Source organism: Sphingopyxis sp. BE235, assembly GCF_031457175.1.
Taxonomy (GTDB): domain Bacteria; phylum Pseudomonadota; class Alphaproteobacteria; order Sphingomonadales; family Sphingomonadaceae; genus Sphingopyxis.
Genome location: NZ_JAVDWC010000006.1, coordinates 134,365 through 153,754 on the forward strand (window position 1 = coordinate 134,365; position 19,390 = coordinate 153,754).

Genomic DNA, 19,390 nt, shown 5'->3' on the forward strand with positions numbered 1-19,390 from the left:
CGTCCTTGTTGCTTCTGTGGCGCCCTGAAAAGGCACGCCGTCCATGGTTTTGATGGGGGCGATATAGGTGCGCTAATCCTTGGCACAAGAGCTTTCAGGGCTTATCGAGGGCGTGAAATGACGCGCTTTTACGGAGTCCTCCCAAAATGAAACCTTTTGCGATCCTTGCACTTGCCGCCACTGCGCTGACCCTGACGGCCTGCGGGGAAAATCTGGGCAAGGGACAGCCGCTCAATGTCGTGAGCGGCCATATCGTGATGGGCGCGACCCCCGACCGTCCCGCCGTCGGCTATTTCCGCGTCCAGGGCGGGCCGCAGCCGGTCCAGCTCGTCGCGGTGACCGCCGACCTCGCGCAGCGCGTCGAAATGCACGAAAGCGTCAAGGAAAATGGCGTCGTGACGATGAAGCCGCTGCTCCGCGCCGACGTTCCCGCCAAGGGCGAGCTGGTGTTCAAGCAGGGCGGCAAGCATCTGATGATCTGGGGCATCAATGGCGCCGCGGTGCGCGCGGGCAAGCTGCCGATGGCGTTCGTGTTCACCAACAACAATAATGAGCGCATCCTGTTCGACCTGGTGATCAAGCCGGCCGAGGGCGCGGCTGCCGAGGGCGAAATGGACCATGGCGCGATGGATCATGGCTCTGACAAGGCGGCGCCGGACGCGGCCAAGAAATAAGCCCGCGTGCCGCGCCACGCGCGTCCCTTGACCGAAGGCGAGGTCGCGCTGGCGCGCAGCGTGTTCGGCGGCGCCATCGCTTACGACCGCGTGCGCGTGTGCCATGACAAATGGATCTTCTTCCAGCCGCGCCACATCGTCATGGCGCCGATGGGCAGCCTGCACTTCAACCCGCATGGTGAGCTTTATTGCGAGGATTTCAGCGCCGCGTCGCAGCGGCTGCAGGGGCTGTTCATCCACGAGATGACGCATGTGTGGCAGGCGCAGACGCGCGGGCGCTGGTATCTGGTGCTGATGCGCCATCCGTTCGCGACCTACAGCTACAGCCTCAAACCCGGCTGGCTCCTCACCCGCTATGGGCTGGAGCAACAGGCCGAAATCGTCCGCCATTACTGGCTGCTCACGCAGGGCATGGTCGTCGGCGGCGCGCCGGGGATCGATGCCTATCGCGCGATCCTGCCCTCATCGTGGGACGCGATGTGACGAGGGCGACAATTACTGGCTAGCCAGAGGGGCGGCGTTCGTCCTATGTTCCTCCCATGGATGGAACCTCGCTTGTCATCGCCCTTGTTGCCCTGGCCGTCGGCGGCCTGATCGGCTGGCTCTTCGCCGGCCGCCAGTCGGGCGCGCTCCAGGCCGAGCGCGACGGGTTGTCCGAGCGGTTCAAGAGCGCGGTGACCGACCTTGCCGCCGAGGCCGAGGCGCGCAAGACCGCCGACATCCGGCTTGCCGCGCTGCTCAGCGAGCAGAAAGCGCGCGACGAGGCGCATGACGCGCAGATTGCGGGGTTGAAGGATGCGCAGGCGGCGCTCACCGCGCAGTTCCGCGAGGTCGGGCAGGTGATGCTCGAGGGCGCGCAAAAGGCATTTTTAGAACGCGCCGACGCGCGCTTTCGCCAGAGCGAAGAGACGGCGGGGCAGAATCTGAAAGCGCTTCTGAATCCGGTCCACGAGCGCTTGCAGAAATATGAGGAAGCGGTCGGCAAGGTCGAGGCCGAGCGGCGCGATGCTTTCGGCCTGCTCCACGGCCAGATCGCGGCGATGCGCGAGGGCACCGAACGCGTGTCGAGCGAGGCGGCGAAGCTCGTCAACGCGCTGCGCAACGCGCCCAAGGCGCGCGGGCGCTGGGGTGAGCAGCAGCTCAAGAATGTACTCGAAAGCTGCGGTCTCTCCGAACATGCCGATTTCCAGACCGAGGTCAGCGTCGACGGCGGCGACGGCGGGCGGCTGCGCCCCGACGTCGTGGTGAAAGTTCCGGGCGGGCAGAGCCTCGTGATCGACGCCAAGGTTTCGCTCAACGCCTATCAGGATGCGTTCGGCGCGGTCGACGAACGCGAGAAGGCGGCGCACCTCGCGGCGCACGCCGCGGCGATGAAGGCGCATGTGAACACGCTCGGCGCCAAAGCCTATTGGAACCAGTTTCCCGATACCCCCGATTTTGTCGTGATGTTCGTTCCCGGCGAACATTTCCTCGCCGCCGCGCTCGATCAGGACCATGAGCTTTGGGATTATGCGTTCGAGCGCAAGGTGCTGCTCGCTACCCCGACCAACCTCATCGCAATCGCGCGCACCGTCGCGGCGGTGTGGCGGCAGGAAAAGCTCGCCAATCAGGCGCGCGAGATCGCCGCGCTCGGCAAGGAGCTTTACGCACGCATGTCGGTGATGGGCGCGCATATCGCCAAGGTCGGGCGCAATCTCGACCAGGCGACGGGGGCGTATAATGCGTTTGTCGGCAGCTTTGAATCGCAGGTGCTGACGCAGGCGAAACGTTTCGAGGCACTCGATATCGAAACCGGCGACAAGGAAATTCCGTCGCTACCGGTTGCTGAACAATCGGCGCGTCCGTTGGCGAAGCTGGGTTCGGCCCCCGCGGCGGTCAACGACGGCGAGTAACCCTCCTCCGTCATTCCCGCGAAGGCGGGAATCCAGCTTTTTCCTTCTTTGCGTCTTTGCGCGAAATTATTTGGATCGCGCAAAGGCGCAAAGAACGCGAAGGGTTCGGGGTTGATTGTCGGTGCGAACGGAGAGCTCAGAAGAAGCTGGATTCCCGCCTTCGCGGGAATGACGGTTTTGGAATGTGGCGCCCGTCAAATCACCCGCCGTAGCACCGCGGTCCGGCCTTCAATCCCCGTCAGGATCAGCGTCCCGTCGTCGGCGAAGGTCAGGCTGACCGGCGAAGCCATCAGTTTGAAGAAGGCCGCCTCCTGCGTCATGCCGGCGCCTGGACACGCCATTTCGGTGGCCATCAGCGGCCCGGCCTTGAGTGTCCCCCCATCGACCGCATAGCCGCCCGAAAAGCGGTTGCAGCCCGCGCTGCCGCTTAGCCGGTTGCCGTCGAATTGCAGCGACGTCGGCCAGTCCGCCGCGACGGGCACGCCGCCGATCGACACGAAGCTCCAGTTTGACCCCGTGAGCGTGTCGGGCGGCAGGATTTTGCCGCCGCACCCCTGCAAGCTCTTGCCGTCGGCGACGATGCCGACGGTGTCGGAATAGCGGCGATCGCTCATCCCGTCGCTGCACGGCGCCGGCTTGATCACGACCGACAGGCGGTCGGTGGTATAGGTTCGGCCGTTTGCCGAAGGTTTGGCGCCGGGGTTAGGCACCATGATCTTTGTCTCGCCATAGTCGCCGTCATAGTTGAGCCGCGATGGCGTGATTTCGAGCGTCCAGCCGGGCTCGGTGCCGAGCGCCATATAGGCGGCGGGCTGCTCGCCGGGGCTTTGCGGCGGGCCTTCGGCGGCGGGGGCACAGGCGGCGAGCGCGAGAAGCGAAGCGGGTAGGGCGATCCTGATCATGCGGCATCTCCTGAACGCATTATGCTGATCGATCGATGAACCGCGCGGCCAGCTATTGGTTCCGCCGCTGGTTCAGCACCTCATACGCCATCACCGCCGTCGCGACCGCGGCATTCAGGCTGTCGGCCTTGCCCATCATCGGCATCTTGACGCGCACGTCGGCGGCGTCGGCATATTCGGGGGGCATGCCCTGCGATTCATTGCCGGTGAGGATGAAGGTCGGCGCGGTGTAGCGCACCGCCTGATAATCCTGCGTGTCGCCGCCGAGCCAGGTCGCGACGAGCTGGCCCGGTCCCTGCCGCAGCCAGGGGAGGAATTCGTCCCAGCGCGCGACCACCAGCTTCTGCGTAAAAATCGCCCCCATGCTCGCGCGCACCGCCTCGACCGCATAGGGATCGGTCGATTCGTCGAGCAGGATCAGCCCGCCCGCGCCGACCGCATCGCCGGTGCGCAGCATCGTGCCGAGGTTGCCCGGGTCGCGCAGCCGTTCGGCGACGAGCCAGATCGGCGCGGCGTCCCGGTCGAGATCGGCGAGCGACGTCTGCGGTTCGGCATAGATGCCGACGACGGTCTGCGGATTATCCTTGCCCGACAGTTTCGAGAGGATCGCGCCCGTCGTGTCGATGACCTCGCCGCCCGCCGCCAGCGTGTCGGCAACCAGCGCCGCCGCGAGCGGGTGCGTATCGCCCTCGGGCCCGAGGAACAGCCACTGCGGAAGCACGCCCGCCTCGCGCGCCTCGGTCGCGATGCGCAGCCCTTCGGCGAGGAACAGCCCCTCGGCGCGGCGATGGCGTTTCTCGCGCAGCAACCGCATCCGCTTCACCAGCGGGTTCGACAGGCTCTCGATGGTGGAACGGCGCATGCCGTCAATCCTCGCCGAAGCTGTCCTTGACCAGCCCGACGAGTTTCAGCAGCGCCGCGTCGGCGCCGTCGCCGCGCGTGTGGATGGTGATCGAATCGCCCTTCGCGGCGCCGAGCATCATCAATCCCATGATCGAGGTGCCGTTGACGCGCGACCCGCCCTTTTCGACCTCGACCGACACGCTTTCGGGCAGGCGGCTGACGAAGGTCACGAACTTGGCGCTCGCGCGCGCGTGCAGCCCGCGCTGGTTGGTGATTTCGACCGTCTGGGAATTTTCGTTCAAGGGCCCACTCCCAGCATTTCCGACGCGACCGATATATATTTCTGGCCGGCTTCCTTCGCGGCGATCACCGCGGCGCGCAGCTCCATCGTCTTGCGCGCGCTTTCGAGGCGGATCAGCATCGGCAGGTTGACGCCGGCGATCACTTCGGTGCGCCCCGATTCGAGCAGGCTGATCGCGAGGTTCGAGGGCGTGCCGCCGAACAGGTCGGTCAGCATCACGACGCCGCGGCCTTCGTCGACCTTGCGAATCGCGTCGGCGATTTCCTTGCGGCGCATTTCCATATTGTCGTTGGGGCCGATGCACACGGTCGCGATGGCGCGCTGCGGCCCGACGACATGCTCCATCGCGCGCACCATTTCCTCGGCGAGGCGGCCGTGGGTGACGAGCACCATTCCCAGAAGCGGCAGAGCCTTATCGTTCGGCATGCAGTCGTCGACCCTTATGTTTTGCCGCCGGGCGCGGAAGCCGCGGGCGGGGGCCTGCCCTCAAGCCCATCTTGCGGGGCAGAGTCAAGATTGCGGTGGGTCAGCGTTGGCTCATATCCGGATTCGCGTAGCGTTTGGGCAACACGGCTGGCGACATGGACCGACCGGTGGCGGCCGCCGGTGCAACCAAAAGCAATGGTGACATAGCTTTTGCCCTCGGCGCGGTAGCGCGGCAGCAACGTCAGGATCAATTTCTCGATCTGCGCAACGCTGTCCTCATAGGCGGGGTCGGCGATGACATAGGCGGCGACGTCGGGATCGAGTCCGGTGCCGGGCTTGAGCTTCGGGTCCCAGTGCGGGTTGCGCAGATAGCGCATGTCGAACACCAGGTCGGCGTTGCGCGGCAGGCCGCGCGCGAAGCCGAAGCTCATCACGTTGAGCACCGGCTCGCCTTCGTCGGCGTCGCCGAAGCGCTGGCGGATTTCCTGCTGCAAATCGTTGCTGCTGTAGTTCGTCGTGTCGACGACATGCTCGGCCCAGCGGCGGAGCGGCTCCATCATCTCGCGCTCGCGCGCGATGCCGTCGGCGGCGGGGCGGTCCTCGGCCATCGGGTGGCGGCGGCGCGTTTCGGAAAAGCGGCGCTCGAGCTCGGCGCCGGCGCAGTCGAGAAACAGTGTCTGGATGTCGCGGCCGCCCGCTTCGCGCAAATCCTTGATCCGGCGCACGAGCAGAGCGGGACGGAAGCCTCGACTACGACTGTCGATCCCGATTGCGAGCGGGCGACCCGCTTCGCTGCGCTGCATCGGCGCGTCGATCAGCGTTTCGAGCAGCGCGAGCGGCAGATTGTCGACAACCTCCCAGCCGAGGTCTTCGAGCACCTTGAGCACGGTCGACTTGCCCGCGCCCGACAGGCCGGTGACCAGCAACAGGCGCGATTCGGCGGCCGGACTCATCGTCGATGCATCATGCGCCGGGCGCCAGCCGTTCGAGCGCGAGCAGGATCTTGATCGGCGCCGACGCCTCAAACGCTGACAAGAGCAGCGCGGGCAGCGGGTGGCCCGCGACCATCTCGACCTGGTTGATCGACGGCATGCGATCGTAACGGTCGGTCAGGCGTACCGCGAGCGCGAGCGGCACGGGTGCCGTCCATGCGCGTTCGATGATCCCGATACCGCGGACCTCCAGCTTGCCCGCCAGGCTTTCGGGCGGGCGGCACCACAGGCGGTCGCGTTCGAACCAGATATCGCAGCGATCGTCGGCGACCAGCTTGGCGCCGCGATCGATCAGCCGCAGCGCGAGGTCCGATTTGCCCTGTCCCGAATTGCCGAGGATCAGCACGCCGCCATTGCCCGCCGCGACGCAGCTGGCATGGATATTGACGATATCGGTTCTGGTCCGGCTCGGAAGCATGGCGCATGGCTTACCGGCGACGATGCGGTGTCGCAAGGCGATAGAAGGAACGTCGCCCCCGCGAAGGCGGGGGCCGCCGTCGGCCTTGCGCGACGTCTCCAGCGGCCCCCGCCTTCGCGGGGGCGACGATCACGCCGCGTCCTGCCCGCCTTCGCGCGCGGGGAGGGTGATGAGCAGGCTGGCGCCGGGTTTGCCGTCGTCGCGATCCTTCGCGCTGATCGTCCCGCTATGCCCCTCGACGATCGTCCGCGCGATCGCGAGCCCCAGCCCGCTGTGGCGGCCGAATGCCTCGCCGGCAGGGCGTTCGCTGTGAAAACGGCGGAAAATGGCATCGCGCTGCGCGGGGTCGATGCCGGGGCCGTCGTCGTCGACCTTGATGTGAACCTCGTCGCCGAGGCGCGTCGCCGAAACGCACACGAGGCCGGCTTCGGGCGAGAAGCTGATCGCATTGTCGATGACATTGTCGATCGCGCGTTCGAGCCGGTGGCCGTCGCCCATCACCACCGTCGTGCCTTTGCGCGGCCGCGCGAAGGCGACGCGCGGCTGCGGCGCATTCGCGTCGACGCGCGCCGCGCGCGCCGCGAGCATCGATTCGATCATGATGCCGACGTCGATCGGTTCGAACAGCGTGCGCGACAATTGCGCGTCGACGCGGCTCGCCTCACTGATGTCGCTCACCAGCCGGTCGAGCCGGCGGACGTCCTCGTCGGCTATGCTGAGCAGTTGCGCGCGCTGCTCGTCGCTTTTGACGCGCCCCAGCCCCTCGATCGCCGAGCGGACCGAGGCGATCGGATTCTTGAGTTCGTGCGTCACGTCGGCGGCGAAATGTTCGCCCGCGTCGATGCGTTCACGAAGGGCTTGCGTCATGTCGGACAGCGCGCGCGCGAGCGTCCCGATCTCGTCGCGGCGGCTCGGCAGGCGCGGGACGACGACTTCGCGCGCCCGGCCGAGCCGGACGCGCACCGCAGCGCGCGCGAGGCGGCGGAGCGGGCGGACGATCGTGCGTGCGAGGAACAGCGAGAGGAGGACCGAGGCGAGCAGAACCATGAAGACGACGACCGCGATGCGGAACCGCTCGGCGCGCACGGTGCGCGTGATGTCGCGCGCGTTGAGCGTCATCAGCACCGTCTGCGGCGTCTCGAGGTCGACGACGCGTGCGGCGCTGAGCAGCGGCGTGCGTTCGGGGGCAAAGCGGAAGCGGCTCGCGGCGACCCCGCCGGTCTGTGCCTCGACGACTTCGGGCCAGGACTGCGCCCGGTCGACGCGGGGTTCCTCGAAATCGGGATAGGTCGGCGCGCCGACGACCCAGTCGATCCCGCGGTCCATCGCGCGCGCGGCATCGCGCTTCCATGGCTGGAGGTCGGGATCGCGCAGCGTATAGGTCGGCGGACCGTTCTGGAAACTGTCGGAGATGCGCCGGCCGTCGGGGGCGTAGAAGCGCAGCCGCGATTCGGTCGCGGTCGCGAACTCCTCGATCAGCCGCGTCCGCTCCTCGGGGCGTGCCGCCTCGAGCGCGCTGTCGAGCATCGCGAGTTGGTCCTTCATCACCTCAATGCGCGTATCGACCAGGCGGCTGCGATAGGTGTCGAGATAATAGAAGCCGCCCGCGAGCAGCGCGATCGCGAGGATGTTCACCGCGAGGATGCGCGTCGTCAGCGACCAGCGCGCCGACCAGACGAGCGGCGATTCCTCCTGCTCGGCGACGCTCCCCTCGGGTTTCTGCCCGTCGCGTTTTTGGGCGTCAGCTTTCATCGGCAAAGCGATACCCCGCGCCATAGAGGGTGGCGATCGCGTCGAATTCGGGGTCGACCTCGCGGAACTTGCGGCGCAGGCGCTTGATGTGGCTGTCGATCGTGCGGTCGTCGATATAGACGTCGTCCTGATAGGCCGCGTCCATCAACTGGTTGCGGCTGCGCACGATGCCGGGGCGGCTGGCAAGCGTTTCGAGGATCAGGAATTCGGTGACCGTCAGCGTGACGTCCTTGCCGTCCCACGCGACCTTGTGGCGCGCCGGGTCCATGCTCAGCCGGCCGCGGGTGATCGGTTCGGCGACGGGCTCGTCGCCCTCTTCGGACGCGCTTTTGTTGAGCTCGACACGGCGCAAGATGGCGCGAATGCGCGCGATCACCAGGCGCTGAGAAAAGGGCTTGGCGATATAATCGTCGGCGCCCATCGCGAGCCCCAGCGCCTCGTCGATCTCGTCGTCCTTGCTGGTGAGGAAGATGACCGGAAGCTGGCTCTTTTCGCGCAAGCGGCGCAGCAGTTCGAGCCCGTCCATGCGCGGCATCTTGATGTCGAACACTGCCAGGTCGGGCGGATTGTCGATGAGCGGTTTCAGCGCCGCTTCGCCGTCCGAATAGACGCGCGTCACGAAACCCTCGGCCTGCAGCGCGATGGAAAGGGATTGCAGAATGTTGCGGTCGTCGTCGACCAGCGCGATAGTTGCCGTCATGCTCTTTCCGTTGGGCGGGCCCGGCAGATCGATTAGCCTATCCGGGGCGCAGCGACAACAGCGCGCGCATGGTCACCGGTTCCCTCGCCGCGCGTTCGTCGCAAGCGCCGCGCGGCCCCGCTTTAATCTTTTGACCTCCCCCGCCAAGCGAGCTAACGCGGCCGGGATTTCGGAATCGGCGGTCACGTCGGCACCCATGCAAATGCGGGCCAACCCATTAGTGCGCTAAGCATTGCATAGGTATGCAACGACGCCGCCGGACAAGGAAAGGCGAAGGCAGATGACCAAGATATTGATCGGCGCGAGCACCGTCGAGACGAAGGCGGAGGTCGCCGAAAACTGGGGCACGCCGCAGCTGATCGAGGACGCGGTCCGCCACGGCGAGGGCGTGCTCGCCAAGGACGGCCCGCTGGTCGTCGAAACCGGCAAGCACACCGGGCGCAGCGCCAAGGACAAGTTCATCGTCCAGGACGCCGAGACCGCCGACACGATCTGGTGGGGCAAGACCAATGTCCCGATGACCCCCGATCATTTCGCAGCGTTGAAGGCCGACTTCTTCGCGCATCTCGCGCAGCGCCCGCGCCTCTATCGCCAGCAACTGTTCGGCGGCTCGCAGCCCGAGCATCGCGTCGCGGTGCAGGTCGTCACCGAATTCGCCTGGCACAGCCAGTTCATCCGCACGTTGCTCTGCCGCCCGACCGCGGCCGAACTCGCCGCGTTCGCGGCTGAATATACGATCATCGACCTGCCGAGCTTCCGCGCCGATCCCGCGAAGCACGGTACGCGAACCGAAACCGTCGTCGCGGTCAATTTTGCCGAGAAGCTGATCCTGATCGGCGGCACGCAGTATGCCGGCGAGATGAAGAAATCGGTGTTCGGCATCCTCAACTATCTGCTCCCCGTCGATGGCGTGATGCCGATGCATTGCTCGGCGAATATCGGCCCCAAGGGCGACACTGCGGTCTTCTTCGGCCTGTCGGGCACCGGCAAGACGACGCTGTCGGCCGACGCCTCGCGCACGCTGATCGGCGACGACGAGCATGGCTGGTCGGACACCGCGGTCTTCAACTTCGAGGGCGGCTGCTACGCGAAGATGATCCGCCTCTCGCCCGAGGCCGAGCCCGAGATTTTCGCGACGACGAAGCGTTTCGGCACCGTGCTCGAAAATGTCGTGATCGATCCCGTGACGCGCGAGCTTGATTTCGACGACGCGAGCCTCGCCGAGAACAGCCGCGGTTCGTACCCGATCGACTTCATTCCGAACACGTCGGACCATAATATGGGTCCGGTGCCCAAGACGGTGATCATGCTGACGGCCGATGCCTATGGCGTTTTGCCCCCGATCGCGAAGCTGACCCCCGATCAGGCGATGTATCATTTCCTGTCGGGCTACACCGCGCGCGTCGCGGGGACCGAAATCGGCGTGACCGAGCCCGAGGCGACCTTCTCGACCTGCTTCGGCGCGCCCTTCATGCCGCGCCACCCGTCGGTCTACGGCAATCTGCTCAAGGAACGCATCGCCAAGGGCGGCGTCCAGTGCTGGCTCGTCAACACCGGCTGGACCGGCGGCATGGCGACGATGGACGGGATCAAGCGCATGCCGATCAAGGCGACGCGCGCGCTGCTCAACGCCGCGCTCGACGGCAGCCTCAACGACGCCGAATTCCGCAAGGACCCGAATTTCGGCTTCATGGTCCCCGTCGCGGTTCCGGGCGTCGACAGCAACCTGCTCGATCCGCGCGAAGCGTGGGCCGACAAGGCGGCCTATGACCGCACCGCGCAAACGCTCGTCGGCCAATTCATCGACAATTTCGCGCAATTTGCGGACCATGTCGACGAAGGCGTCCGCCAGGCCGCACCGCAGGCCGCCGTCGCAGCGTAATTGACCCGGATCGCTTCCGGGTGGCACATCACCCGGAAGGACCGGACTCATGACCACCGAATATAAACCGCGCCTGTTCGCGCGCGACGATGAAATCCGCGCGCTCGGCGAAGGGCTGCTGGCGTGCGCGTTGCCGCGCGAGGCGTGGACGCACGAGGCGCATCTCGGCGCGTGCCTCTGGCTGCTGACCGAGCGCCGCGACGTCGATGTTGACGCCGAGATTGGCACCATTATCCGCCGCTTCAACGAAAGCGTCGGCGGCGTGAACGACGACCATGGCGGCTATCATGACAGCGTTACCCGCGCCTATGTCGCAGGCGTGCGGCTGTTCCTGTCGGAGACGGCGGAGACCGGGCTCGCGGCGCGCGTCAACGCGCTGCTGCTTTCCGACATCGGCCGTCGCGACTGGCCGCTACGCTTCTACAGCCGCGAGCTGCTCTTTTCGGTCCCGGCGCGGCGCGCCTTCGTCGAACCCGATCTCGCGCCGCTGCCTGCCTAAAGCTTCATTCCGGGCGTCCAACCGCTCTCCGCGAGGAAGGCGGCGGGGTCGCGCATCTCGATGATCGCCTTGATCGCCGCGGCCTTGTCCGGGGTCCGGCCGTAATAGCTTTTCGCGACGCGATAGCCGACCCAATAACCAAGGTCGCCGGGCCACCCGTCCGCGCCTTGTTTGTTGTAGAGCCAGCGCGACCCGATCGCCTTGGCGTCCTTCTCGGCGAGGAAAGCCGTCTCCAGCTCCTTCTCGCGTCCCTTGGCCCATATGTGGAGCAGCGGATAGCCGACCGAACCCGACATCTGTTCGGCGACAAATTCGGCGGCGCCCTCGACGAGCGCGGCGCGCAGCACCGATTCTTCGCGATCCTCGACTTGCGCAAGCGGCTGCTGCGCGTGGACATATTCATGCGCGATGACGTGGACGAAGCGGTCCTCGTCGTCGGCTTCGATGAATTTGGCGGCGCACAAGGCTTCGAGGCCGATGTACAGCCCCTTCGCATTCGCCGTTCCCGCCGTCGTGGCGCGGCCGATGGCGATGGTGATCGGGGGGAATTTCGCAGCGGGATAAAGCTGGGCGAGGCGGTCCGTCGCGGCGACAAGCCGCGTGCGGACATCGGGAAGATGGGTCGCGCAACCACGCGCGTCGTCAAAGACCTGGCGTTTGTCGCGCAGCGCGGCGGCGAGCTTTTCGGGGGTGATCCGGCGCATCACCATGAATTCCGCCAGCCCCGGCGTGGGGGCGGCCAGATAGCGCGTCGCCACCACATCGGGCTGGCTTGCGAGTGCGGGGTCATCATAAAGCGCGTAAAAGCGATCGACGTCGCTCGTCACGATGGCGACGCGCGCGCCGCCGTGCGGCGGGGCCGATTCGGATGCCTGCCCCGGGATCGCCGCGAGCAGCGCCACGCCGAACAGGCTTTGCATCATGCGCCGCACCGTCATGCCTTCTTCTCCGCCACATAGGCCGCGACATTCTGCGCGAGCACGTCGAGCGGGACGTTGCCGCCCTCGACGACGACATTGTCGAAATCGCGGAGGTCATATTTTGCGCCGAGCGCCTTTTGCGCGAGTCCGCGCTGGCGGACGATCTCGCTGTGCCCGACCTTGTAGCCGCACGCCTGTCCGGCCCAGCTGCAATAACGGTCGACCTCGCTCGCGACCTCGAGCGGGTTCGAGCCATTTTCCTTGACGAAAAAGTCAACGCCCTGCTCGCGCGTCCAGCGCTTCGCGTGAAGGCCGGTATCGACGACGAGGCGGCAGGCGCGGAATGCGAGCGACTGGAGGTAGCCCAAACGCCCGACCTCGAAATCGTCGTAGAGGCCGAGTTCGTCGGCGAGCTGCTCGGCGTACAAGGCCCACCCTTCCGAATAGGCGTTGAACGCCAGCATCGTACGGATCAGCGGCATCTGGTTCGCATATTCGCCCTGCCACACATGCCCGGGGATCGCCTCGTGCATCGTCAGGTCGGGGAGCGAATATTTGCTGTGGAGCTCGGTCGTGCGCAGGTTGATCCAGAATTTGCCCGGAACGCTGCCGTCGATCGACCCCGCGCCGCCATAGGCCGCGGGCGCGCCGGGCTCCTCGGCGAGCGGTAGCCGCTTCACCTCGACATTGCCTTTCACCAAAGTGCGGAAGGCGCGCGGCAACTCGGCGCGGATCTTGCCGAGCCACGTCTGGATATAGGCGTGGATTTCGGCGCGGCCCGCATCATTGTCAGGGAATTTGAAGCGCGGATCCTTGGCGAGCGCGTTCATCCGGTCGCCGACCGAGCCTTGCGTGTAGCCGAGCTTTTTGAGGATCGGATCCATCCGGCCGTGGAGTTCGGCGAGTTCTTCGCGGCCCATCGCGTGGATCTCGTCGGGGGTCATGCGGGTGGTGGTCGAGGCGCGCAGCCCCCACGCATACCATTCGTCGCCGCCCGGCCGCGCCCACATGCCGGCGTCCATTGTCGCCTTCGGCCGCTGCGCCTTCATCTCAGCGAGCTGGCGTTCGAGCGCCGCGACGACGGGACCCTGCACGATCTTCGCCGAGCGCGCGCTCCAGTCGCCCGCGATCTTCGCCGTGCCGGTGCGGCGGACGAGGCTTTCGACCATCGAGCCGCCCGCCTTCGCATCGGCAAGGCTCGCCTCCATCTGCTTCACCGCCTTGTCGATCAGGAAGGCGGGGGCGATCATTCCCTGTCCGCCCGCGGCCTTCAGCCGGTCGGTTTCGCCATCGAGCGCGCCGGGAAAGGCGTTGAGACGCGACAGATAGGCTTCGGCATCGGCGGCATTCTTCACCGGATGGTCGCTGTCGAGGAATTTTGGGACGTCGAGATAGGCACCGACATTCTGGATCACGACATAGGGCGTGTTGCGCCAGCCGCCGACCGCGACGTCGCCATAGGGCAGGGCAAAGCCGTCGAGCGCGACGCCATAGGCGCTTTCGACGACGGCAAGGCTGGTGCGCGTACTGTGATCGAGTCCCGCCTTGTCGAACGCGCGCACGCGCGCGAGGTCGGCCCTGAGCGTGTCGGCGACGGTTTTCTGTCCTGCCGCCGACCGGTCGCCGAGACGCCCCCGCATCGCGGCGCGCGCGCCGGTGTCGATGCCGAGCGACGTCGCGCCTTCGGGCGACAGCGCGAGCAGATTGTCGGCGACCGAATCGAGCAGTTTCTGCGCGCCGGTCTTCGGCGGCGACTGCAGCGCGGCCGCGGGGCCGGCGAGGGCAAGCCCCGCGGTGCCCGCGCCGAGTGTGGCGAGCGTCTGGCGGCGGCTGACGGGGGTGGAAAGCGGATTGGACACGGGCTGCTCCCTGGCGACTTGTTTCTTGTGAAACCTGTCTAGGGAGCGCCGCGCGGCGGTCAACGAAAAGGGGCCGGGAAAGCCTCCGCCCTCCCGACCCCCGTCGAAAATTATCGGCCGTCTATCAGTCGGTAAGGTCGGCGGGCACCTTGCCGCCGTTCGCCGCGAGTTCGCGCATCACCGCCTTGTGCAGCCAGATGTTCATTTCGGCGCTGCCGTCGAGTTCGCCGGTATAGCCGAGTTCCTGCGCCAGCTCCTTGCGGTTGGCGAGGCTCGAATCGATCCCGAGCAGCTTCATCAGGTCGACGATCGACGTGCGCCAGTTGAGATCCTGCCCGGCATTGGCGGCCTCGGCGGTGAGGATGGCATCGACATCGACCGGCGCGGCGGCCGCTGCTGCCATGGCTTGCGTCGCGGCGTCGAGCGCGGTGCCGACGGGGCTGGGGGCGGCCGGGGCGGCGGGTTCTGCGGCGACGGCCTTCTTGCCGAAGATGGCGTCCTTGATCTTGCCGAAAATGCTCATTGTGTAGCTCCCACTAGAATAGCGGCCCAACCCGGAAGAGGCGAGTCGAACAGTTGCAGGCTAGGACTATGCATTTGAGAATGACAGTCAAAAGACCGACTCGTTCTTCGCTCGCGCGCTGCTATACTCATTCCAGTCGGCGCGGTGTCCGATCCGCGCCGAAGCGGGAGTATGACGATATGAATCTCACCGACATTTTGGCGCAGGCTGGCGGCATCGAATCGATGGCGAAGGAACTGGGCATTCCGCCCGCGATGGCAAAACAGGGCGCCGACGCGCTGCTTCCCGCGATTCTCGGCGGGTTCAAAAAACAGGCGCAATCGGGCGGCGGCGTCGAAGGACTGGGCGGGCTGCTCGGCCAGCTGGGCGGCGGCGGGCTGCTCGATTCGGTCCTCGGATCGCAGCCCACGGAAGTGAGCCAGGGCAATGACGTGCTCGGGCAGATTTTCGGGTCGAAGGATGTCAGCCGCACCGTCGCCGGACAGGCGGCCGCGCAGACCGGGATCGATTCGGGGATTCTCAAGCAGATGCTGCCGATGCTCGCGATGATGGCCGCGGGCTATATGGCGAAGCAGGGCGGGCAGGGCGGCGAGAGCGGCGGCCTCGGCGGTATGCTCGGCAATGTGCTCGGCGGCGCGATGGGCGGCGGTGCGGCCCCGTCGGCCGGCGGCCTTGGCGGAAGCCTGGGCGGCCTCGGCAAGATGCTCGACATGGACGGCGACGGCAATCCCCTCGACGACATCATGGGCATGGTCAACAAGATGCGGGGGTAATGAAATCGTCGCCCCCGCGAAGGCGGGGGCCGCTATCGGAATAGCGTAAGGCTGCCAGCGGCCCCCGCCTTCGCGGGGGCGACGCTAACTGTTAAGCCGCGATCAGGCGCAATTCCTCACGGAAATCCTCGTCCACCCCGATGCGGCTTCGCATCGGGGTGACGGTGCCGTCCGATGTGGCGTCGCCTTCCTCGAACAGCGCGCACGCCGCCTCGCCGCCACGCGCGAGGCTATAGCGCTGCGCGACCTTGCCGGTGGGCTTAAAACCAAGCTTGCGCAGCACCGCGCCCGACGCCGGATTGTCGAGGAAGTGGCCCGCCGACAGCTTCGGCAGGTTCATCGCGCGCGCGATATGGATGAGCTGGCGCCCGGCCTCGGTCGCAAAGCCGAGGCCCCAATAGGGCCGCGCGATCCAGTAACCCATTTCGAGCGGACCCTCGGGGCTCGGCGCTATGCCGCAGCCGCCGACGAGGCGCGGCGCGCCGCCGGTGCGGGCAAAGATCAGGAAGCGCGGCTGGTCGGGATCGATCGGCTGGCTCAAATATGCCTGTGCCTGCTCTTCGCCATAGGGCCAAGGGGCGCGAGCGAGATTGCGGACCACCGCTTCCTCGCCGATCGCTTGGGCGAGCGCGGGGGCGTCTTCCAGCCAGCCGGGCCGCAGCAACAGTCTTTCGGTACGCGCGAACATCTTTTCTAACTCCCAATGCCTGTCGCCTTGGCGCCAGATGGTGACGCTTTGACGACATTCGATATGGAGGGAGATGGATGGCCCCGTTTTCGCGCCCGATCGTCACAAGTGACGGATTTTGGACAAGAAAAAAGGGAGATCGGGGGCGACCCGTCTCCCTCTTTTCGAACTTTGTTTCCGCTTGCGGCGGAAAGGACCGTTCCGGGTCATCCCTTGGTGGACGACCCTGGAAGATCGTCCTTATTCGGCGGCTTCCGCCATGGCGTCGACCGACACATATTTGCGGCCAAGCTTGCCATCGTGGAATCGGACCTGGCCGTCGGCGGTTGCGAACAGCGTGTGGTCCTTGCCCATGCCAACGTTGACACCCGGGTAAACCTTGGTGCCGCGCTGACGCACGATAATGTTGCCGCCGATCACTTCCTGACCGCCGAACTTCTTCACGCCAAGGCGGCGGCCGGCTGAGTCGCGACCGTTGCGCGAAGAACCGCCTGCTTTCTTATGTGCCATGACTGATGCTCCTTAATTCGTTCGTTCGAGAGGCCGAGCCGCGTTGCCGCGCTCAGGCTTCCTTCTTGGGGGCTGCCTTCTTGGCAGCGGGCTTCTTTGCGGGCGCTTCGGCAGCGGCTTCGGTCTTCGGAGCAGCGGCCTTCTTCGGCGCGGCTTCCTTGGCGGGCGCAGCAGCCTTGGCTTCGGCGGCCGGAGCGGCCTCTGCCTTCGGAGCGGCTTCCTTCTTCGGCGCGGCCTTCTTGGCATCGCCGACGGCGAGGATGCGCAGCAGCGTCAGCGACTGGCGGTGACCGTTGCGGCGACGATAATTGTGCCGGCGGCGCTTCTTGAAGACGATGACCTTTTCGCCGCGCGTCTGGGCGATGATCTCGGCCGAAACGACGAGGCCATCGGCACTCTTCACTTCGCCGCCGTCACCGGCCAGCAGGATGTCGCCCAGCGACACGGTGTCGCCAGCTTCGCCGTCGATCTTTTCAACGGCGATCTTGTCTCCAGCGGCGACGCGATACTGCTTGCCGCCCGTGCGCACGATTGCGAACATGGTCTTCCATCCAATCAGAAACTAAAACACCCACGCTGCCAGTCACCCGCCAAAGCAGGCGATTTTTCCGGCATGCGGGAAAGTCAGCGCCACTAGCGAGCCAAGCCGTCGCTGTCAACCGCCAAATCCCGTGCTTTTCATCCAAAAGCGCGGGGCTGCACCGATTATCGCGCGCGCCGCCGATTCGGTGCTTGCTGCGCCGTCGGTGCGCCCATATCAGGGGCGGCGATGAAGCGCGCCTTTCTTTTTGCTCCGCTGCTCCTGCCGCTGCCCGCCTGCGCCGCGACGCAGGCCAATGACGGACCCTCGCTGGCAAAGCGCGCGATCGAGGGGCGATTCGATGTCGCGCCCCCCGCGGTCGTCGTCGCGCCCCCGGGGCCGCTGCCCACCGACCTCGCCGGACGGCTTCAGCGCTGGGAATCGGATGGTGCCGCGGGCCAGCAGGCCTTTGCCGCCGAACGGGCCGCGACGGCGTCGGCGGTTTCGGCCGCCGCGGGCGCGCCCGTCGGCAGCGAACGCTGGGTCGTCGCGCAGCAGGCGATCTCGCGCCTTACCGCGGCGCGCGCGCCGCTCACCGCGGCGCTCGCCGATATCGATCGCCTCTATCTCGAGCGCAGCGTCGACGAGCAGATCGACGGGCTTCCCGACATCTATGCGCTGCGCGATCGGCTCGCCGACCTCGCCTCGACGCAGGACGCGGTGCTGGAAGCGTTGAACGCGCAGTTGCCAGGGCAGTAATGCGAAAATCCTCCCTGCCGCGAAGCGGTGGGGAGGGGGACCATCCGCAGGATGGTGGAGGGGCAGCGACGTTGCGTCATTGGCCCCTCCGTCAGCACTTCGCGCTGCCACCTCCCCATCGCTTCGCGACAGGGAGGATCAACCGCCCTTACTGATTAAGCCCGTGCTTTTTCAGCGCGTGGCGGATCTGGTCGTAACTGAGGCCCAGCGCTTCGGCCGCGACCTTCTGGTTGAAGCGGCAGCGTGCCATCGTGTCGGACAATATCTGCTTTTCATAAGCGTCGACCGCCGCGCGCAGGTCGCTGACCGGGCCCGAGGGCGGGGCGGTGGCCGCGTGCGCGGCGTCATTCGCCGGCGCCGGCGCGGACGCCTCGGGCCGTGCGGGGACCTTGCGCGATACCGGCTGCCACGGGCTCGCGAACGGGTCGAAGCTCAGCGCGTCGACCGGCTTTTCGGCGTCGGCCCAGCGATAGATCGCGCGCTCGATAACATTCCTCAATTCGCGGACATTGCCCGGCCAGTCGTGGCCTTCCATCGCCGCGAGCGCGCGCGGACCGAAACCCGGCCATTCGTCCCATCCGAGCACCGCCGCCATGCGCTGCCCGAAATATTCGGCGAGCACCTCGATATCGCCTTCGCGTGCGCGCAGCGGGGGCAGGGTGATAACCTCGAACGACAGCCGGTCGAGCAGGTCGGCGCGGAAGCGATTATCGTCGGCGAGCGCGGGCAGATGCTCGTTCGTCGCCGCAACGATACGCACGTCGACGCGGATCGGGCGCGACGATCCGACGCGCGTCACCTCGCCATATTCGACCGCGCGCAGCAGCCGCTCCTGCGCGCCCATCGACATTGTCGCGAGTTCGTCGAGGAACAAGGTGCCGCCGTCGGCTTCCTCGAAGCGCCCCGCGCGGGTGCGCGTCGCGCCGGTGAAGGCGCCCGCCTCGTGTCCGAACAATTCGGACTCGATCAGCGTTTCGGGCATCGCGGCGCAGTTCATGATCACATAGGGGCGATCCCAGCGCGTCGACAGCCGGTGGAGGCGTTCGGCGATCAATTCCTTGCCCGTCCCGCGCTCGCCGATCACCAGCACCGGGCGGTCGAGCGAGGCGGCGAGGCTCGCGCGTTCGACCGCGTCCTGAAACGCCGCCGATTGGCCGATAAATTGGGTCTCGCGCTCCATTCCCAATCATTGGCAAATTTTCCCGCTGATTGGCAAGTCAAATCGATTGGGGGCGCCGTTTCAGCGTGAAGTTCGGCGGTTTTCCGTGGGCGCACGCAATTGGCACGCCCTATGCATTGTTTCAGACGAACCGGCGCAGATCGCACCGGTGCAGCGAAAACACAGGGAAGGTTGATCCATGAAAACGATGTTTGCCCAGGCCGCCACTTTCGCGCTCAGCGCGGTCGGAGCGCTTGCCATCCTCGTCGGCGTGATCGACCAGCCCCAGGTTGCCGCCAGCGTCACCGGCACCCCCGCCGGCCCGCTGGTTGCCGCTGTCATGTCCCCGGCGGTCAGCGCTTTGGCCTGACCGGCACTGGTGCCGGGGCACTCTCCCC

At 66.4% G+C, this 19,390-nt stretch carries 23 protein-coding genes; 8 read left to right on the forward strand and 15 right to left on the reverse strand.

Annotated elements, in window-relative coordinates; all coding sequences use genetic code 11:
- The first annotated feature begins 146 nt into the window (after window positions 1–146).
- Genes J2X38_RS20930 through J2X38_RS20940 form a run of 3 tightly spaced genes read left to right on the forward strand, consistent with a single transcriptional unit; the run spans window position 147 to window position 2,566 of the window.
- Window positions 147–674, forward strand: coding sequence for a copper chaperone PCu(A)C (locus J2X38_RS20930; protein WP_310257157.1), 528 nt, complete (start codon window positions 147–149; stop codon window positions 672–674).
- Between the two features lie 27 nt (window positions 675–701).
- A complete protein-coding gene (locus tag J2X38_RS20935) occupies window positions 702–1,157 on the forward strand; it encodes a vgr related protein (protein ID WP_405053479.1) in 456 nt (151 codons plus the stop codon).
- Between the two features lie 56 nt (window positions 1,158–1,213).
- Window positions 1,214–2,566, forward strand: a complete 1,353-nt coding sequence (locus J2X38_RS20940; protein WP_310257164.1) for a DNA recombination protein RmuC — start codon at window positions 1,214–1,216, stop codon at window positions 2,564–2,566.
- Between the two features lie 194 nt (window positions 2,567–2,760).
- On the opposite strand, the gene J2X38_RS20945 is transcribed toward J2X38_RS20940, so the two are convergent.
- From J2X38_RS20945 to J2X38_RS20980, 8 genes are all read right to left on the reverse strand, one after another.
- On the reverse strand, window positions 2,761–3,468 hold the full coding sequence (locus J2X38_RS20945; RefSeq protein WP_310257167.1) for an META domain-containing protein: 708 nt from the start codon (window positions 3,466–3,468) through the stop codon (window positions 2,761–2,763).
- A 52-nt stretch (window positions 3,469–3,520) separates the two neighbouring features.
- On the reverse strand, window positions 3,521–4,330 hold the full coding sequence (locus J2X38_RS20950; RefSeq protein ID WP_310257169.1) for an RNA methyltransferase: 810 nt from the start codon (window positions 4,328–4,330) through the stop codon (window positions 3,521–3,523).
- Window positions 4,331–4,334: 4 nt separating this feature from the next.
- Entirely contained in the window at window positions 4,335–4,613 is a 279-nt protein-coding gene (locus J2X38_RS20955) for an HPr family phosphocarrier protein (protein ID WP_058537727.1), read from the reverse strand.
- A complete protein-coding gene (locus J2X38_RS20960) occupies window positions 4,610–5,038 on the reverse strand; it encodes a PTS sugar transporter subunit IIA (protein WP_037513594.1) in 429 nt (142 codons plus the stop codon). The genes J2X38_RS20955 and J2X38_RS20960 overlap by 4 nt, the downstream gene beginning before the upstream one ends.
- A 14-nt stretch (window positions 5,039–5,052) precedes the next feature.
- On the reverse strand, window positions 5,053–5,991 hold the full coding sequence (gene rapZ / locus J2X38_RS20965; protein WP_058537728.1) for an RNase adapter RapZ: 939 nt from the start codon (window positions 5,989–5,991) through the stop codon (window positions 5,053–5,055).
- Window positions 5,992–6,001: 10 nt separating this feature from the next.
- Entirely contained in the window at window positions 6,002–6,448 is a 447-nt protein-coding gene (locus J2X38_RS20970; protein WP_310257176.1) for an HPr kinase/phosphatase C-terminal domain-containing protein, read from the reverse strand.
- A 129-nt stretch (window positions 6,449–6,577) separates the two neighbouring features.
- The gene (locus tag J2X38_RS20975) at window positions 6,578–8,200 is read right to left on the reverse strand and encodes an ATP-binding protein (RefSeq protein ID WP_058537843.1); all 1,623 of its coding nucleotides are present in this window, start codon (window positions 8,198–8,200) and stop codon (window positions 6,578–6,580) included.
- Window positions 8,190–8,900, reverse strand: a complete 711-nt coding sequence (locus J2X38_RS20980; protein WP_058537730.1) for a response regulator transcription factor — start codon at window positions 8,898–8,900, stop codon at window positions 8,190–8,192. The genes J2X38_RS20975 and J2X38_RS20980 overlap by 11 nt, the downstream gene beginning before the upstream one ends.
- A gap of 280 nt (window positions 8,901–9,180) precedes the next feature.
- Between J2X38_RS20980 and J2X38_RS20985 the strand changes: the two genes are divergently transcribed.
- Both J2X38_RS20985 and J2X38_RS20990 read left to right on the forward strand, forming a co-directional pair.
- Window positions 9,181–10,782, forward strand: a complete 1,602-nt coding sequence (locus tag J2X38_RS20985) for a phosphoenolpyruvate carboxykinase (protein WP_310257183.1) — start codon at window positions 9,181–9,183, stop codon at window positions 10,780–10,782.
- Window positions 10,783–10,831: 49 nt separating this feature from the next.
- Window positions 10,832–11,281: a hypothetical protein gene (locus tag J2X38_RS20990; protein WP_310257186.1), complete on the forward strand. Its 450-nt coding sequence runs from the start codon at window positions 10,832–10,834 to the stop codon at window positions 11,279–11,281.
- On the opposite strand, the gene J2X38_RS20995 is transcribed toward J2X38_RS20990, so the two are convergent.
- From J2X38_RS20995 to J2X38_RS21005, 3 genes are all read right to left on the reverse strand, one after another.
- A complete protein-coding gene (locus tag J2X38_RS20995) occupies window positions 11,278–12,219 on the reverse strand; it encodes a DUF2268 domain-containing putative Zn-dependent protease (protein ID WP_310257188.1) in 942 nt (313 codons plus the stop codon). The two genes, J2X38_RS20990 and J2X38_RS20995, sit on opposite strands and share 4 nt — an antisense overlap.
- Window positions 12,216–14,060, reverse strand: coding sequence for a DUF885 domain-containing protein (locus tag J2X38_RS21000; RefSeq protein ID WP_310257191.1), 1,845 nt, complete (start codon window positions 14,058–14,060; stop codon window positions 12,216–12,218). The genes J2X38_RS20995 and J2X38_RS21000 overlap by 4 nt, the downstream gene beginning before the upstream one ends.
- Window positions 14,061–14,184: 124 nt before the next feature.
- Window positions 14,185–14,583, reverse strand: a complete 399-nt coding sequence (locus tag J2X38_RS21005) for a DUF3597 domain-containing protein (RefSeq protein ID WP_039577117.1) — start codon at window positions 14,581–14,583, stop codon at window positions 14,185–14,187.
- 179 nt (window positions 14,584–14,762) lie between these two features.
- On the opposite strand from J2X38_RS21005, the gene J2X38_RS21010 reads away from it, so the two are divergent.
- Window positions 14,763–15,356 (forward strand): DUF937 domain-containing protein, encoded by a 594-nt coding sequence (locus tag J2X38_RS21010; RefSeq protein ID WP_310257194.1) that lies wholly within the window; start codon window positions 14,763–14,765, stop codon window positions 15,354–15,356.
- 91 nt (window positions 15,357–15,447) lie between these two features.
- Here J2X38_RS21010 and J2X38_RS21015 read toward each other — a convergent pair whose 3' ends face one another.
- From J2X38_RS21015 to rplU, 3 genes are all read right to left on the reverse strand, one after another.
- On the reverse strand, window positions 15,448–16,044 hold the full coding sequence (locus tag J2X38_RS21015) for a GNAT family N-acetyltransferase (protein ID WP_310257196.1): 597 nt from the start codon (window positions 16,042–16,044) through the stop codon (window positions 15,448–15,450).
- A gap of 240 nt (window positions 16,045–16,284) precedes the next feature.
- Window positions 16,285–16,554, reverse strand: a complete 270-nt coding sequence (rpmA, locus tag J2X38_RS21020; protein ID WP_037513604.1) for a 50S ribosomal protein L27 — start codon at window positions 16,552–16,554, stop codon at window positions 16,285–16,287.
- 52 nt (window positions 16,555–16,606) lie between these two features.
- Window positions 16,607–17,095: a 50S ribosomal protein L21 gene (gene rplU / locus J2X38_RS21025; protein ID WP_058537736.1), complete on the reverse strand. Its 489-nt coding sequence runs from the start codon at window positions 17,093–17,095 to the stop codon at window positions 16,607–16,609.
- A 228-nt stretch (window positions 17,096–17,323) separates the two neighbouring features.
- Between rplU and J2X38_RS21030 the strand changes: the two genes are divergently transcribed.
- On the forward strand, window positions 17,324–17,833 hold the full coding sequence (locus J2X38_RS21030) for a hypothetical protein (protein ID WP_310257199.1): 510 nt from the start codon (window positions 17,324–17,326) through the stop codon (window positions 17,831–17,833).
- 148 nt (window positions 17,834–17,981) lie between these two features.
- Here J2X38_RS21030 and pspF read toward each other — a convergent pair whose 3' ends face one another.
- Window positions 17,982–19,013 carry a phage shock protein operon transcriptional activator gene (gene pspF / locus J2X38_RS21035; protein WP_058537738.1) on the reverse strand — a complete coding sequence of 344 codons (1,032 nt, stop codon included), beginning with the start codon at window positions 19,011–19,013 and terminating at the stop codon, window positions 17,982–17,984.
- Window positions 19,014–19,191: 178 nt separating this feature from the next.
- Here pspF and J2X38_RS21040 point away from each other — a divergent pair, with 178 nt between their 5' ends.
- On the forward strand, window positions 19,192–19,362 hold the full coding sequence (locus tag J2X38_RS21040) for a hypothetical protein (protein ID WP_156419602.1): 171 nt from the start codon (window positions 19,192–19,194) through the stop codon (window positions 19,360–19,362).
- Window positions 19,363–19,390 lie beyond the last annotated feature (28 nt).

Excerpts from the sequence above, each read along its gene's own strand:
- J2X38_RS20945 (WP_310257167.1), bottom strand. The coding sequence starts at position 3,468 with ATGATCAGGATCGCCCTACCCGCTTCGCTTCTCGCGCTCGCCGCCTGT.
- J2X38_RS21015 (WP_310257196.1), bottom strand. The coding sequence starts at position 16,044 with ATGTTCGCGCGTACCGAAAGACTGTTGCTGCGGCCCGGCTGGCTGGAA.
- pspF (WP_058537738.1), bottom strand. The coding sequence starts at position 19,013 with ATGGAGCGCGAGACCCAATTTATCGGCCAATCGGCGGCGTTTCAGGAC.
- J2X38_RS20950 (WP_310257169.1), bottom strand. The coding sequence starts at position 4,330 with ATGCGCCGTTCCACCATCGAGAGCCTGTCGAACCCGCTGGTGAAGCGG.
- J2X38_RS20990 (WP_310257186.1), top strand. The coding sequence starts at position 10,832 with ATGACCACCGAATATAAACCGCGCCTGTTCGCGCGCGACGATGAAATC.
- J2X38_RS20970 (WP_310257176.1), bottom strand. The coding sequence starts at position 6,448 with ATGCTTCCGAGCCGGACCAGAACCGATATCGTCAATATCCATGCCAGC.
- J2X38_RS20930 (WP_310257157.1), top strand. The coding sequence starts at position 147 with ATGAAACCTTTTGCGATCCTTGCACTTGCCGCCACTGCGCTGACCCTG.
- J2X38_RS21040 (WP_156419602.1), top strand. The coding sequence starts at position 19,192 with ATGAAAACGATGTTTGCCCAGGCCGCCACTTTCGCGCTCAGCGCGGTC.
- rapZ (WP_058537728.1), bottom strand. The coding sequence starts at position 5,991 with ATGAGTCCGGCCGCCGAATCGCGCCTGTTGCTGGTCACCGGCCTGTCG.
- J2X38_RS20975 (WP_058537843.1), bottom strand. The coding sequence starts at position 8,200 with ATGAAAGCTGACGCCCAAAAACGCGACGGGCAGAAACCCGAGGGGAGC.
- J2X38_RS21030 (WP_310257199.1), top strand. The coding sequence starts at position 17,324 with ATGAAGCGCGCCTTTCTTTTTGCTCCGCTGCTCCTGCCGCTGCCCGCC.
- J2X38_RS21010 (WP_310257194.1), top strand. The coding sequence starts at position 14,763 with ATGAATCTCACCGACATTTTGGCGCAGGCTGGCGGCATCGAATCGATG.
- J2X38_RS20980 (WP_058537730.1), bottom strand. The coding sequence starts at position 8,900 with ATGACGGCAACTATCGCGCTGGTCGACGACGACCGCAACATTCTGCAA.
- rplU (WP_058537736.1), bottom strand. The coding sequence starts at position 17,095 with ATGTTCGCAATCGTGCGCACGGGCGGCAAGCAGTATCGCGTCGCCGCT.
- J2X38_RS20995 (WP_310257188.1), bottom strand. The coding sequence starts at position 12,219 with ATGACGGTGCGGCGCATGATGCAAAGCCTGTTCGGCGTGGCGCTGCTC.
- J2X38_RS21005 (WP_039577117.1), bottom strand. The coding sequence starts at position 14,583 with ATGAGCATTTTCGGCAAGATCAAGGACGCCATCTTCGGCAAGAAGGCC.
- J2X38_RS20940 (WP_310257164.1), top strand. The coding sequence starts at position 1,214 with ATGGATGGAACCTCGCTTGTCATCGCCCTTGTTGCCCTGGCCGTCGGC.
- rpmA (WP_037513604.1), bottom strand. The coding sequence starts at position 16,554 with ATGGCACATAAGAAAGCAGGCGGTTCTTCGCGCAACGGTCGCGACTCA.
- J2X38_RS20960 (WP_037513594.1), bottom strand. The coding sequence starts at position 5,038 with ATGCCGAACGATAAGGCTCTGCCGCTTCTGGGAATGGTGCTCGTCACC.
- J2X38_RS20985 (WP_310257183.1), top strand. The coding sequence starts at position 9,181 with ATGACCAAGATATTGATCGGCGCGAGCACCGTCGAGACGAAGGCGGAG.